We start from the raw sequence: 13,993 nt of genomic DNA, 5'->3' as shown, positions 1-13,993 counted from the left end.
CTATTGTAAGCCAGGCGCCGCGCAGCCGCAGCCTCCGAGAGGTCAAATTTGCGTAAAGCGCCTCACTCCTTCTACCCGAACCGCCCGGCCACGTAGTCGGCGGTGCGGGGGTCGGAGGGGCTGGTGAAGATGTCGTCGGTGTCGCCGGCCTCCACCATCTCGCCCAGCAGGAAGAACGCCGTCTTGTCGGACACGCGCAGTGCCTGCAGCATGTTGTGCGTCACCATGATCACCGTGTACTTGCTCTTGAGCTCGCCCACAAGATCCTCGATCTTCGCGGTGGAGATGGGGTCGAGCGCGCTCGTGGACTCGTCCATGAGCAGCACCTCGGGGCGCACGGCCAGCGCGCGGGCGATGCACAGGCGCTGCTGCTGGCCGCCGGACAGGCCGAGCGCGTTCTTCTTCAGGCGGTCCTTCAGCTCGTCCCAGATGGCGGCGTCGCGCAGGCTCTGCTCCACGATCTCGTCCAGGTCGGCGCGGCTCTTTATGCCGTGGGTGCGCGGACCGAACGCCACGTTGTCGTACACGCTCATGGGGAACGGGTTCGGCTGCTGGAACACCATGCCCACACGGCGGCGCAGGCTGTTCACGTCGATGTCGTTGTAGGCGTTGCGGCCGTCGAGGGTGATCTCGCCCTCGATACGGCAGCCCTCCACAAGGTCGTTCATGCGGTTAAGGCTCTTCAGCAGGGTGGATTTGCCGCAGCCCGACGGGCCTATGAGCGCGGTCACCTGGTTCTTCGGAAACTCCAGGTTGATGCCCTTGAGCGCCTGGAAGTCCTGGTAGTACAGGTTCAGGTCGCGCACGCCCATCTTGGCCGGAGCGTCGGCGGGCGCCTTGCGGGCCGCCTTGCGCTCGGCCGCCCGGCCCTGCGCATGCGGCAGGTAGGTGGCCGGGGCGCTCGTCACAGCAGCCCTCTCCAGAGTCGCATTAGTCATTGGTGCCTCCCTTGTTCATCTTCTTGGCGGCGAAGGTGGCCATGAGGTTCAGCAGCACCACCATGACCAGCAGGACAACCGCCGTGGCGTAGGTTTCGTTCACATGCAGCCCCTCGCTCGATAGCACGTACATATGCACGGCCAGGGTGCGGGTGGAATCGAAGAGCGCGGCCGCGCCCTCGGCGAAGTTCGGAATGGCGGCAATGGAGCCTGCCGTGAAAATGAGCGCCGCAACCTCGCCCACGCAGCGCCCGAGCGCGAGGATCACGCCTCCCAGGATGCCGGGCACGGCGGAGGGCAGCACGCAGCGGAAGACCGTGCGCAAACGACCCGCGCCCAAACCGAAGCCGCCTTCGCGGTAGGCGTCCGGTACGGCCAGCAGCGCCTCCTCGGTGGTGCGCATGACCACCGGTAGCACCATGATGGCCAGCGTGCAGGCACCCGCCAGAAGCGACAGGCCCCACTGGAGCGCCGTCACGAAGAACAGCAGGCCGAACAGGCCGTAGATGATGGAGGGGATGCCCTGCAGCGTCTCGGTGGTGGTACGCACGATCTGCACGAAGCGGCTGCCGCGCTTCGCATATTCCACCAGGTAGATAGCCGACCCCACGCCCACGGGCACCGCCATGAGCAGCGAGAGCCCCGCCATGACGAGCGTGTTGACGAGCGCAGGCATGAGCGAGACGTTCGTGGAATCGTACTCCCACTCGAACAGGCTCGGCGTCAGGTAGGGAACGCCGTTGACCAGGATATACCCCACGATGAAGGCCAGCACCAACGACGTGATGACAGCGCCCGCGTACACGATCCACCGCAAGAGGGTCGACACGATGCGGCGTGTTTTGTTATGACGCGCCTCGACAACTTGATAGAGCGCATCAAAACGGTCACTCGGGTTGATCGAACCAGAAGAGCCGGCCGCGGACGCATCGGCCGCCTCGTAGGCTATGGTCAGCTTGCGGGTGGTCACTTCATCTCACCTCGTTTCTTGATGACGTTGAACAGCATGGTTATAAACAGGATGAACACGAACAGAACCACGCCGGTGGCCACGAGCGCACCGCGATGCAGGTCGGCCGCATAGCCCATCTCCAACACGATATTCGCCGTCATGGTGCGCACGCCGTCGAAGATGCTGCCCGGAATAGCCGGTTGGTTGCCGGCCACCATGATGACGGCCATCGTCTCGCCGATCGCGCGGCCCACGCCCAGCACGATGCCGGCCATGATGCCGGACACCGCAGCGGGCACGATGACGCGGAACACCGAGCGCTCGTGATCGGCGCCGAGCGCCAGGGCCCCCTCGTAGTATTTCTTGGGAACGGCATCGAGCGCGCTCTGCGTCACGGTGATGATGGTGGGCAGGATCATGATGCCCAGCAGCACGGCGGCCGCCAGAAGCGAGAGACCGCGCCCCGGCATGTTGTCGCGAATGAACGGCACCATGACCACCAGGCCGAAGAAGCCATAGACCACCGAAGGGATGCCCGCCAGAAGCTCCACGCCGGGCTTGAGCACCGCCGCCACGCGCCCGCCGGCGAACCGTGAGAGGAAGATGGCGCACAAGAGCCCCGTGGGCACGCCCACGATGATGGCGCCGGCGGTCACGTAGATGCTGCCCACGATCATCGGGAAGATGCCATAGACGTCGTTGGCGGGACGCCAGGTGGTGCCGAAGAGGAATTCCGGAAGGCCTATCTGGGCGATGGCCGGCACGCCATTCGCGAAGAGGAATACGCAGATGAGGGCCACCGCGAGGATCGAAATCCCCGCGGCAGCCACGAACAGCGCCTTCGCAATGCCTTCCTTGAGATGTACGTGAGACATGCGGGTTCCTTGTCAATCGGGTCGCCGGGCTTTATGCCAGAACGTCTTCCCAGTTCGCGATCTCGCCGGTGTAGATGCCCTTCACCTGCTCGGAGGAAAGCCCGTCAACGTTGGAGGCATTGTTCACGATGACGGCGATGCCGTCCTGGGCGATGACCGTGGGGGTGACGCCGGTCTCGGAGTCCTTGAGCTCGCGGGAGGCCATGCCGATGTCGCAGGTGCCTTCCGTGGCCATGTTCACGCCGGTGGTGGAGTCTGACTGGTTGACCTCGATGGTCACGCCGGAGTTGATGGCCTTGTAGGCCTCGGCCAGCTTCTCCATGACAGGGGTCACCGAAGAGGAGCCCGCGATGACGATCTTGCCGGACTGGCCGGAGCCGGTGTACGCGGCGGCGCTATCGGCAACGGAGATGTAGCCCTCCTCCTCGACGATCTTCTGGCCGTCGGAGCTCATGATGAAATCGATGAAGTCCTGCGCCACATCGGACAGCCCGTCCTTCGTCACGATGTTGAACGGGCGGGCCACCTGGTAGTCGCCGCTCTTCACGTTGGCGGCCGTGGCTTCGGCGCCGTCGATCTTGAGGGCCTTGACCGTGTCGTTCAGCGAGCCGAGCGAGATATAGCCGATGCCGTTCTCGTCGCCCGCCACCGACGTCATCATGACCGAGGTGGAGTTCGTGATGGCGGCAGACGTGGTGGTCATGTCGACCTTCTCGCCGCTGGCGTCCTTCTCCTCGATGCCCATGAGTTCGACGAACGCCCCGCGCGTGCCGGAGCCGTCCTCGCGCGAGTACACGGAGACCTCGCCGGACGGGACCGTGCCCGCTGCGCCATCGCCCTCGCCGCCGTCTCCGGAACCGGCGTTGCCGCCGCCGGAGCAGCCCATGAGGCCGAATGCGCTCAGCGCGAGCAGGGCTCCCATCGCCATCATCACCAAACGCTTCTTCATGCTCTTCCTTTCCTCGGCGCCCCTCCCGGGCGCGTATCTGTTCGCTTCGCGCAGTGCCGCCCTCGACGGAGCAGCGCCGCACGGAACATGATGAAGAAAGAGCATCAAGCCTCTGTCTCGGGCCGGTCAAATCTTGGTAAAGCCTCGGAAGAGCCGGCTTGCTCTCGCGAGTTGCGGTTCTGCTCGCACGAATGCACCAGGGGCGTTACAATGGAGGGGACGGTTTGGAACGAGGGGACGACCCGAAAGGGGTGCATTGATTCAATGAAGCTTTCTGCACGCAACACGCTGAAGGGCACCATCACGGCCATTCATCCGGGAGCGGTCAACGCCATCGTGATCATGGAGCTGGAGGGCGGCCAGCTTATCACGTCGACCATCTCCATGGGGTCGCTCAAGGAGCTGGAGCTGGAAGTGGGCAAGGAGGCCTACGCCATCGTCAAGGCCTCGTCGGTGATCATCGGGGTCGACGACTAGCGCTGCGCGCTCCTTCGGTTCTTACAGCAGGCGACCCCTCGTTCATTCGAGGGGTCGCCTGCTTTTTGCGCTTTACCGGGAGGCCGGCTGGCGGGACTACGCCGCGAGAAGGACGGAGAGCTCCTCCTTGCCCTTGAAGGGCGTGGCTTCCTGCGTCCTCACGTCAACGACCTCGCCTTCCCATTTGTCGGCATCGTCCTTGTCGAACTTGTCCGTGCGCACGATGCGCTCGAACCTCACGGTTCCGCGAGGCTTGGCGGAGGCGGCCGCTTCGCCGGATGCCGAACGCCCGTCGATGTTCACGGCAGAGGACGGGATGCCGCCGGGCCCTGTCGCCGCCTCGTCCTCGTCGGCTGGATCCTTGCGGTCGAACGTGTACTTCAGGCCGACGAGCGTCTGCTCGATCGCGTCCGCGAGGGTGGTACCCTCCTCGAACGCTTCGAGGTCGACGAACCCGGCCTCGCTGTTGAACAGCACCCCCGGCGCGAGGTAGGCCGTGCGCACGCGGCGCCGGCGCCTTTTCTCGGCAGTGTGGATGCCCACGACCAGCACCAGAACCACCGCCCACCATACCACGGCGAGCACCAGGTCGAACGGGTCGTCCACGAAGTTGAAGCCCAGGTAGTACCACAGCCACAGGAAAAGGCCCGCGGCCACGGCCAAGACGGCCAGTATCAGCCAGTTGCTCTTCCTCATGCTAGGCCTCCCTGCCATCCGTCGCGAACGGCGCCGCGAACGGGGCAGCCGCCTGCTCGTCCTCGATGCCGAGCACGTCGTTCTCGAAGCCCTTGAGCTTGCGCGTGAAGTTGATGCGCCGCACCAGCACGCCCGCTCCGTAGATCACCGTGACGATGATGCCCAGGATGAGATAGTAGTGCACCCAGCAGTTCACCCGGTTGAAGCCTGCGAGCGGGTTCTCGTTGTCGCCGATCGTCTCCTCCTGCGGGCCAGCCAACGGAGTGACAGCGTCCTCGAGGACCTCGATTACCGCCGCTGCAGCCGGAGGCGTGCCCTCGGGCGTTACGCCCGGCGTAACCGGGGGCACCGGCGTGCCGGGCGTCGGCGTGGCCGGCGTGACCGGGGGCACCGGCGTGCCGGGCGTCGGCGTGGCCGGCGTGACCGGCGCCGGAGGAACCACCGGGGCGGCCGTGATGGTGAACGTGCCGGGGACGACCGTCACCGTGTAATTCGGATTGTCGGTGAAGGACGCCGTGAGCGCGTCGACGTAGGTTCCGGGAGCCTCGTCGCCGTTCGAGCGGACAAAGGCAACCCTCCCGAGGTCACCCTCGTCGACGAGCCCTGTCACCGTGCCGGTGAACGTCGGATCGGCCGCGCCGGCCACCTTGGCCGCATCGGCCACGACGATCATGGCAGCCGCAGGCGTCACGGTCAAATCACCGGGCACCACGTTGACGTTCTCGTAGTTGGCCGTCACGTCCTCGCCCGCGGCGTTGCGGATAACGTAGCTCGCGAGGCCCGAGGCGCTCGAGCCGGCATCGGTCTGCGAGCCGCTGTACACCACCTCCACGTAATCGCCGTCGGCCAAGCCGGACGGCGTGAAGCCCGTCGGCACCAGCGGCGTGCCGTCGTAGACCTTCGTGCCGCCGCCTACCACGAGGGAAACGGCGTCGGCGGGAACGATGGTGAAGGAGCCCGGAGCCACTTCGACCACATAGTTCGGATCGCCCGAGACCGCGTCCTCGACGGTGATCGCATACGTGCCGACCGACTCGCCCTCGACGCGCGTCACGTTATACGAGCCGGAGAAGGCGTCGCCCCCAACCAGGCCCGCAACCGACGCCGTCAGCGCAGGATCGGCTTGCCCGTACCTCTTGCTCGCGTCGTTGGCCGAGATGAGCAGCTTGGCAGGCGCCACCGACAGCGAGCCGTCCACCACCGTCAGCGTCACGTCGTAGTTATTCGACCGCACCTCGAAGCTGTCGGCCGCGAGCCCCATCGGGTAGGTACCGGCGTCGGTTCCCTCGGCACGGGCGAGCACGCCGTCCCGCAGCACGACCTCGGCCTTGCCGTCGGCGCCGTCGACGACGTAGCCTTCGGCGAGGTGGTTCGCGCCGTCGTAGACAGCTGCAGCCTGGTTGCCCGTCACCGTGATCGCCAGCGGGGCCTTCGCAACGCTCAACACGCCCGGGACGACGGTAACATCGTAGTTGCCGGCATGGGTTCCCTCTTCAAGTCGGTATGCGAACGCGTTCGGTACGCTGCCCGCATCGACGATGCTCGCGAAATCGGTATAGACGGCTCCCTCGCCGTCGGCGAAGCCCTCGCCGGACACTGTCACGCGCTCTGCAGAAAGCGCTTCGCCGTCGTACGTCTTGCTCGCATCGTCCGACGTCAGCACCACCGACCGCTTGTCAATCGTCACGGTTGCCGAGCCCTCGACGGTCGCGTAGTTCGGGTGCGTGGCCTGGAAGCGCACAACGGCGGCACCCTCCGTCGCGTCGAGGAACGTCGGCGACTCTTCGAGGTCGAACGCCCCCGTGTCCGCGTTGAAGTACCTGACCTCGGCGCCTTCGACCGAGGCCGTCGCCTGGACGCCCACCCGCTTGCCGTCGTACCTCTTCGAAACGTTGTCGGCGGCCACCGTCATGACCCCTGCCGGGTTGATGGCAAGGTAGCCGTCCGTCACCGTCAGCGTCACGTCGTAGTTCCTCGACGCAACGTCGAAGCTGTCGGCCGTGAGCCCCATCGGGTAGGTTCCCGCGTCGGTGCCCTCGGCGTGGGCGAGCACGCCGTCTTTGAGCTTGATGATGGCCCTGCCGGCAGCATCGTCGGCAAAACCGTCGACCTGGTGCGACCTACCGTCGAACGTCACCGTGTCGTGGTTGCCCACCACGTTTACCGTCAAGGGGGCCTTGCGCACCGTCAAGGTTCCCTCGTTCTTGGTTATCGCGTAGTTGCCCTCGCGCACGCCCCCGGGGAAAGCATAGGCGAAGGCGTTGGGCGCAGATCCCGCATCGGTCTGCGAGCCGGTTACGGCGAACGCGGGCTCCTCGCCGTTCACGAAGCCAAAGCCGCCCACGGTTACGGTCGCGTTCGTCAGCGGGTTGCCATCGTAGACTTTCTCGCCATCGGCGCTCGTCACCGAGACAGGGCGCACCGTTACCTCCACGGTGGTCTCGCCGTAGGCGTCCTGATGGTTCGGAAGCGTCGCCTTGAATTTCACCGCCTGGGGCCCGTCGGTCACGTCGAGGTACGTCGGGCACGCATCGAGCGTGTAGTCGCCGCTCTCGGCGGACCAGTAGCTGATCTTCGCGCCGGGAAGGGATGCGGTCGGCTCGACGCCCTGGCGCTTCCCGTCGTACATGGCACTCACGGGCTCGGCCGAAACCGTCAAGGCGCCGGAGGGGCTTATGGCAAGCTTCCCGTCGGCCACTTCCAGCGTCACCTCGTAGTTGCGCGACGTCACCGAGAAGCTTTCGGGGGAGAGGCCCATGGGGTACTCGCCCACGTCCACGCCTTCGGCATGGGCGGCGGCGTTTCCGGCAAGCTCGATCGAGGCCTTGCCGGCAACGTCGTCGAGCACCTTGTAGCCGTCGACCGCTTGGAGCGCGCCGTTGTAGGCGACCGATTTCACAGCGCCCTGGATGCGGACGGCCAGCGGGGCCTTCTCCACCTCGAGCGTGCCGGGGATTTTCCTCACCTTGTAGTTCGATGCCTTCGTTCCCTCGTTCAGGCGGTAGTCGAAGGTATTGGACGTCGTGCCCGCATCGGTCAGCGACGCGAAGTCGGAATACGCAGCGCCCTCGCCGGTCACGAAGCCGCCGGACACGATGACGTCCTCGGCGACCAGCGGCGTACCGTCGTACGGTTTGGCCGCATCGGCGCTGGTCAGCGTGACGGCACGCGGGTTGATGGTCACGGTCGCCGCGCCCTCGGCGGTGTTGTAGTTATCAAGGGCAGCTTGGAATTTCACGGTATAGGTTCCCGCGTCCGCGTATTTCGGCGATTCCGTCAGGTCGTACGCATCCGTTTCCGCGTTGTAGTACCTGATATGGGCCCCGTCGACCGAGGCCTTGGCCTCCACACCGTAGCCCGACCCATCGTAGGTTTTGACGACCGGCTGGGCATCGACGCTCAACGTGCCCGCCTTGTCGATGTTCAGGTAGCCGTCGATCACGTTCAACGTCACGCGGTAGTTATCGGACTGCACCGTGAACTGCTCCGCGGTCAGGTTCATGGGATACCGGCCTGCCGCCACGCCCTCGGCATACGCCCGCTCGCCGTCCTTCAACGCGATGGTCGCCTTCCCCCCGGCGGCCTCGTCGCCCACCGTGAAGCCCTCCACCGTATGGGGCTTCCCATCAAACGTCACGTTGTCGAACGCGCCCGTCACCGTTACCAGCAAGGGAGCAGGCGTGATGGTAAGGGTGCCGAACAGCGTGGTTACTTGGTAGTTGTCCGCGTTCACGCCTTCAGGGAACTCGTAGGAGAACCCGTTGTTGCCGTCGTGCGTGTCGGCGACGTTCGTCGCGGAGCCGTAATAGGCGATTTCGGGCTCTTGGCCGCGGACGAACGCCCCGTCGACAACGCTTGCCTCGTGCTTGACGAGCGCCGTTCCGTCGTATTCCCGCTCGGCATCGCCGGAGCGCAGAACCACCGTGCGCTTGTCGATGGTAACGGTTGCGGTTCCATACGCCGTCTGGTAGTTCGGATGGGTCGCTTGGAACTCCACCGTCTGCGGGCCGTCCGTCCAATCGAGGAACGTCGGGGATTCTTTCAAGGTGTACTCGCCCGTAGCCGGATCGCAGTAGCGGATCGTCGCGCCCTCCACCGAAGCCTCGGCCTTCACGCCGTAGCGGTTGCTGTCATAGGTCTTAGCCACGTCGCTGGCCGAAACGGACATCTCCCCCGCCGGGTCGATGCGCAGGTAGCCGTCGACCACGTTCAGCGTCACCGTGTAGTTCGGCGAGGAGACGTCGAAGCTGTCGGGCGTGAGGCCCATGAAGTACTCGCCCGCATCCGTGCCCTCGGCATGGGCGGCCGCACCCTCCTTGAGAGCGATCGTCGCCTTGCCTGCGGCATCGTCGCCGAAGCCGTCGACCTCATGCAGGCCCCCATCGTAGGGAACCGATGCATGCTTGCCCGTCACCGTTACCAGCAAAGGCGCCGGCGTGATGGCCAGGGTGCCGAACAGCGTGGTCACTTCGTAGTTGTCCGCGTTCACGCCCTCGGGGAACGTATAAGCGAACTCGTTGTTTTCGTCACGCGTGTCGGCGACGTTGGTCGCGGAACCGGTCACCTCGTAAGCAGGCTCCTCGCCGGCAACGAACCCGTCACCGCCCACCTTCACCGTGGGGGCTACAAGCGCTTCGCCGTTGTACTGCCGAGAGGCGCTCGCGCTCTCCAGCGTCACCGTGCGCTTCTCGATGGTGACGGTTGCGGAGCCTTCGGCAACGTTGCTGTAGTTCGGGTTGGTTGCCTGGAACCGCACGGTATATGTGCCGGCATCCTTGAACACCGGCGACTTATCAAGGTCGAATGCGTCGGTGGCCTCGTTGTAGTACTTTACGGACGTACGTCCGTCCTTGGCGGATGAAACGGCCTCGATGCCGTACAGGTTGCCGTCGTACAGTTCCTTGACGTCCTCGGCCGCCACCTCGAGCGTGTCAAGCGGGGATATCCGCAAGAAGCCGTCCACAACCTCCAACGTCACCTCGTAGTTGCGAGACGAGACGTTGAAGCTGTCGGCCGTCAGGCCCATGGGGTACGTGCCCGCATCCGCACCTTCGGCATGGGCGGCCACACCCTCCTTGAGAGCGATCGTCGCCTTGTCCCCGATGGGGGTATCGATAATGAAACCGTCGACCGTGAACGTTTCGCCGGTATAGGCTTCAAGGGCGAAATTGCCCACGATCCTCACAGCCAGCGGCGCCGGCGTAACCTCGATCTGTCCGTCGATCTTCTTTATATTCAGCCTGTCGGTCACATCGACGCTGGCCTTGTTGATGATGCGCAGCGTGTCGACCTTCGCCACCACGGGCTCTTCGGTCACATCGGTCGCGCTGGCGCTCGACGAGGCCTCTGCCAGCGTGTAGCCTGTTGGCAGAGCACTTACGCTCACCGTCGCCCCATGGGGGTTCCCGTCGTAGGGGTACCTGCCGCCTTCGGCCTTCGCAACGATCTCGCCGGCAAACTCTTTCACCGTCAGCGTGCCAAGATCCTCCTCGACCGTATAGTTGGACTTCTTGGCGCTGCCGTTCCAGTCTATCGTGTACGTGTTAGGGGTGCCTTCGGGCGCATTGACCTCGGTGGCCGTGCCAGTGGTGGTGAAAGCGGCGGTCTCGTTGTTCACCAAACCAGTCATCTCACCGGCGGCCGTGAGCGGGGTACCGTCGTAGGGCTTGGAGGCAGTACGCGTCTTCACGTACAGCTTGGCAGGCTTGACGACAATCGTGCCCTCCTCCTTCTTGACGATGTTAAGCTTGTCCGTCACATCGACGCCGGCCTTGTTGATGATGCGCAGCGTGTCGACCTTCGCCACCACGGGCTCTTCGGTCACATCGGTCGCGCTGGCGTTCGAGGAAGCTGTTACCAGCGTATAGCCTTCCGGCAGACTGCTAACGCTCACCGTCGCTCCATGGGAATCCCCGTCGTAGGGATACTCGCCGCCTTCGGTAGTCGCAACGATCTCGCCCTCGAACTCTTTCACGGTCAGCGTGCCCGGCTCGCAAGTGATGTTGTAATTGCGCGTCACGTTCTCAGACCCGCTCGTAATGACCGCCTGGAGAACGGACGATTCCACCGTACCGGCATCGGTGATGGAGCCGAACAGGTCGATGCCGACCAGTTGCTGGCCATCGACCAGACCTTTGACCAGGCCCTCGCCTGTGATAATGTCGTTCAGGTCGAACGTCAGCGGGGTGCCGTCGTACACCTTCTCTTTCGTGGGGGCCGTAATGGTGAGCGGGGCCTTCTTGACCGTCAGCTTGTTCTTGTTGCGCGCGATGAAGAACCGACCGGTAACATCCTCGTCTTTTTCGTTAAGAACGACAGGGGTGCCGTCGATGGCGATATCGTACTCGCCCGCCTCGGTGCCGCGGCCGGATGCGCTCAGGTTGTGGATCTTGTAGCCCGCAGGCAAGCCTTCGTAAACGAGGTTCTCGGAAACAACGTCGACCACATGTTCGGCACCGTTGTACACCACTTCCTTATCCTCGCTTTTGACCAGGACGTTGATAACCGGCATCTCCGTCCACTGGGCCACGTACTCGGTCGTTTCAGCCTCCACCGTTTCGGTCACGCTCGGCGCCCACCCGGCGAAGTTGTAGCCTTGCTTGCCCAACGGCTTGTCGTTCTCGTCCTTCTCACCTTGGAACTCCGGCGTTGCGGTGCCGAACTTGGCCTCGTACGTAACAGCATCAAACGCTCCGTAATCGCCCGGAAGATACGTGACCTTGCAGGTGTTGATAGCATAGTACCTCTTCAACACGAGAGAGCCGTCCCCCGCCACCTTGCCGGTCAGCACGTTCTTGTCGTTACCGGCATCAAAAGTGTAGCCGGTGTACGATTTCGTCGTATCGGCGTACACCGTAGCGCCCGTTTTCCCACTGGCCGATGTGGCATGCGATGGCTCGTCGGGCCACGATCCGTCGGCGTTTTGCAGATAGTCTTGGATACGGTAGTTCGTACCGTCCTTCGGCGACCAAATGGCATAGAGCGTCTTCGATTCGTTCAGGGTGATGGAGTAACCACCCTGGTAGGAGGTACCGGATCCATCGGGTTCTGTATTCCACTCCTTGAACGTGTAGCCGGCGCGCCAGTCGGCTTTTCCGCTTTCAACCTTTACCGAAGCGCCTGCGGCATAGGCCTTTGTATTGGGGAAGGTGCCGCTCAAAGTCTCTCCAGCAGGAATATTGGGACTGTAGGCCAGCACTACTGACGCTTTGTCGCGGATAGCACCGTCGACATGCCACGTCTCCTCGTTTTTGATAACATACCAGATGACGGTCTGCGTCTCCGGATCGAAGCTCAGTTTCGGATTGCCCGCACACGCCTTCTGAATCATCGCGTCATTCGGCGTTGCAGCAAGGTTGGCGCTCACCATCGCGCCAGTGGTGTCGGTGACGAACTTGCCGACCTTGATAGCATTTTCAACCCAGCCAATCTTGACGTACCCAGAATTGCTGTGTCCCTGCGGCTCTGCCGGGAATTGTCCGTCGATACGCAAGTAAAAATCCGCACCGATATTTTGCGCCGAGTAGATCGCGTAAAGTTCGATATTGCCTTTTCCGGAGGGCACGACATAGGACGATCCGGGAGCGAAGACAGGATTAGTGTAGTGGTCCTTGCCGCCCGAGGTAACCGCACGCTGATCAACGCTCCATCCCACGAAAACCCTGTTCGCAGGCCAATTATTAACAGCCCCATCGGGGAGCTCGGGCATGATTATGGTTGAACCGACCTCTGACGTTGTGGCGAGGCTCTTTATCTCGCCCTCGCCCGTGTTGGTCTTGAACTTCACAGTACGCGACTCTGTTACGGTAACCACGGATACGTTTGCAAGAGCCGGGTTGGCAACCGAACGCGCCGTGATGGTGGTTGTGCCGCCCGACAAGGCCTTCACCGTGCCGTCATCGGTAACCTTCGCCACGCTTGGATCGCTCGAAGTCCAGACAACTTTGCCATTGGATCCGACCGGCTCGACAATGGCCTTGAGCTTGCTTGAAGCGCCGACATTGAGCTTGAGCGTCGCTGGATCTACGGTAAGCTCGGTAGGAACGCCGATGGCTTCAACTCCGAGAGTGTTGTCAAGACCAAACGGTGTTGCGGCATTGCCGTCCGCTTCGGACTTCGGTGCTTCGAGACCCGAATCGCTGCCGTCGGCCAATTCGCCCTCGGCAGGTTTCGCAGACGGCCCGTCAGCGTCGTCGACCGCGCCATCCAGCTCGGGAGCAAGCGCCACCACCGGCTTTATAACGAGGTTGCTGCTCACTTCCGAGGCAGCGAGCCGGTAAGATCCATCTGCTTGAGGCTCCAGCGGCCTCTCGGTCCCGTCGGCTTTGCTCTTCGCCACAACTTTGTCGATCTGGTAGCCGCCGTCAGGCTTGACCTCGAACACGAGATCTTTGTTGAGCGATGTTTTGAAAGAAGTCAGCGGCAGTGCTATCTCCTGGTCGGCAACAACGAGGTACGCATGGTCGAGCTCTACGCCCACCACGGCCACGCCGGGCTCGGCGGTGGGGAGGTCGGGTTCGGGCTCGGACGCGGGCGGGACGGTCGCCTCGCTCTGCGCGGGCGGCTCGGAAGCCTCCGGGATCTCCGCCGGGGCGGCGGCCTCGGGCTCGGCTGAAGGTGCGGATTCGGGAGCCGGGGTTTCGGCGGGCTCGCTCGACGGATCGTCCGCCTGCGCCTCGGGGGCGTCGGGCGACGTGCCGTTCTCGGCCGCATCGGCGAAGGAAGAGAAGTTGATGAAGGAGAGCACCATCACCAGGGACATGAAGACGGCCAGCGCCTTGCCCTCGAACGTGTTCTTCGCGTCGCTTAGTTTTTCCAGCATGCTCATACGTATCACCGAATCCTCAGGTACCTCTTCAGGGGCCCCGCTTCTCAAGGGGCACCGCGTGCGTTAGATTCGCCTATACGTTTTCTGACATGCCATGTGCATTCTTGACGCGGTAGATTATGCCCCGCGAAAAAGCACGGCAAAATCCGTATGAGATTTTACCACAAATGCGATCACATATCGAATGCCGGAGGTGCCCCGACCACTCCTTCCAAATACCGTTTCCATAATTGCTGCTCGAAAACACGCAATTATGGAGATCAGGGCGGCAAAGCTCGC

7 protein-coding genes are annotated in these 13,993 nt (G+C 63.5%); 1 reads left to right on the top strand and 6 read right to left on the bottom strand.

Going from position 1 to position 13,993, the window contains the following annotated elements:
* Positions 1 to 71: 71 nt before the first annotated feature.
* From pstB to BN3560_RS09480, 4 genes are read right to left on the bottom strand one after another with little or no spacing between them, the layout of a single operon-like run.
* The gene (pstB, locus tag BN3560_RS09495; RefSeq protein WP_096227862.1) at positions 72 to 938 is read right to left on the bottom strand and encodes a phosphate ABC transporter ATP-binding protein PstB; all 867 of its coding nucleotides are present in this window, start codon (positions 936 to 938) and stop codon (positions 72 to 74) included.
* Positions 931 to 1,908 carry a phosphate ABC transporter permease PstA gene (pstA, locus tag BN3560_RS09490; RefSeq protein ID WP_096227861.1) on the bottom strand — a complete coding sequence of 326 codons (978 nt, stop codon included), beginning with the start codon at positions 1,906 to 1,908 and terminating at the stop codon, positions 931 to 933. The genes pstB and pstA overlap by 8 nt, the downstream gene beginning before the upstream one ends.
* Positions 1,905 to 2,765, bottom strand: a complete 861-nt coding sequence (pstC, locus tag BN3560_RS09485; RefSeq protein WP_096227860.1) for a phosphate ABC transporter permease subunit PstC — start codon at positions 2,763 to 2,765, stop codon at positions 1,905 to 1,907. Before pstC ends, pstA begins: the two co-directional genes overlap by 4 nt.
* A gap of 31 nt (positions 2,766 to 2,796) precedes the next feature.
* Positions 2,797 to 3,714 (bottom strand): substrate-binding domain-containing protein, encoded by a 918-nt coding sequence (locus BN3560_RS09480; RefSeq protein ID WP_096227859.1) that lies wholly within the window; start codon positions 3,712 to 3,714, stop codon positions 2,797 to 2,799.
* A 264-nt stretch (positions 3,715 to 3,978) separates the two neighbouring features.
* Between BN3560_RS09480 and BN3560_RS09475 the strand changes: the two genes are divergently transcribed.
* Positions 3,979 to 4,191, top strand: a complete 213-nt coding sequence (locus BN3560_RS09475; RefSeq protein ID WP_015539545.1) for a TOBE domain-containing protein — start codon at positions 3,979 to 3,981, stop codon at positions 4,189 to 4,191.
* 96 nt (positions 4,192 to 4,287) lie between these two features.
* Here BN3560_RS09475 and BN3560_RS09470 read toward each other — a convergent pair whose 3' ends face one another.
* Both BN3560_RS09470 and BN3560_RS09465 read right to left on the bottom strand, forming a co-directional pair.
* Positions 4,288 to 4,887 (bottom strand): hypothetical protein, encoded by a 600-nt coding sequence (locus BN3560_RS09470; RefSeq protein ID WP_096227858.1) that lies wholly within the window; start codon positions 4,885 to 4,887, stop codon positions 4,288 to 4,290.
* Between the two features lies 1 nt (position 4,888).
* Positions 4,889 to 13,714, bottom strand: coding sequence for an MBG domain-containing protein (locus tag BN3560_RS09465; RefSeq protein ID WP_096227857.1), 8,826 nt, complete (start codon positions 13,712 to 13,714; stop codon positions 4,889 to 4,891).
* Positions 13,715 to 13,993 lie beyond the last annotated feature (279 nt).

Origin of the sequence: Gordonibacter urolithinfaciens (assembly GCF_900199375.1) — a bacterium.
Lineage (GTDB): Bacteria > Actinomycetota > Coriobacteriia > Coriobacteriales > Eggerthellaceae > Gordonibacter > Gordonibacter urolithinfaciens.
Note: the sequence above shows the minus strand (reverse complement) of the source record. Positions and strands in the feature narration are given on the sequence as shown.

Bases quoted from the DNA above. Each gene is read 5' to 3' on its own strand.
- pstB (WP_096227862.1), bottom strand. From the start codon at position 938: ATGACTAATGCGACTCTGGAGAGGGCTGCTGTGACGAGCGCCCCGGCC.
- pstC (WP_096227860.1), bottom strand. From the start codon at position 2,765: ATGTCTCACGTACATCTCAAGGAAGGCATTGCGAAGGCGCTGTTCGTG.
- BN3560_RS09480 (WP_096227859.1), bottom strand. From the start codon at position 3,714: ATGAAGAAGCGTTTGGTGATGATGGCGATGGGAGCCCTGCTCGCGCTG.
- BN3560_RS09475 (WP_015539545.1), top strand. From the start codon at position 3,979: ATGAAGCTTTCTGCACGCAACACGCTGAAGGGCACCATCACGGCCATT.
- BN3560_RS09470 (WP_096227858.1), bottom strand. From the start codon at position 4,887: ATGAGGAAGAGCAACTGGCTGATACTGGCCGTCTTGGCCGTGGCCGCG.
- BN3560_RS09465 (WP_096227857.1), bottom strand. From the start codon at position 13,714: ATGAGCATGCTGGAAAAACTAAGCGACGCGAAGAACACGTTCGAGGGC.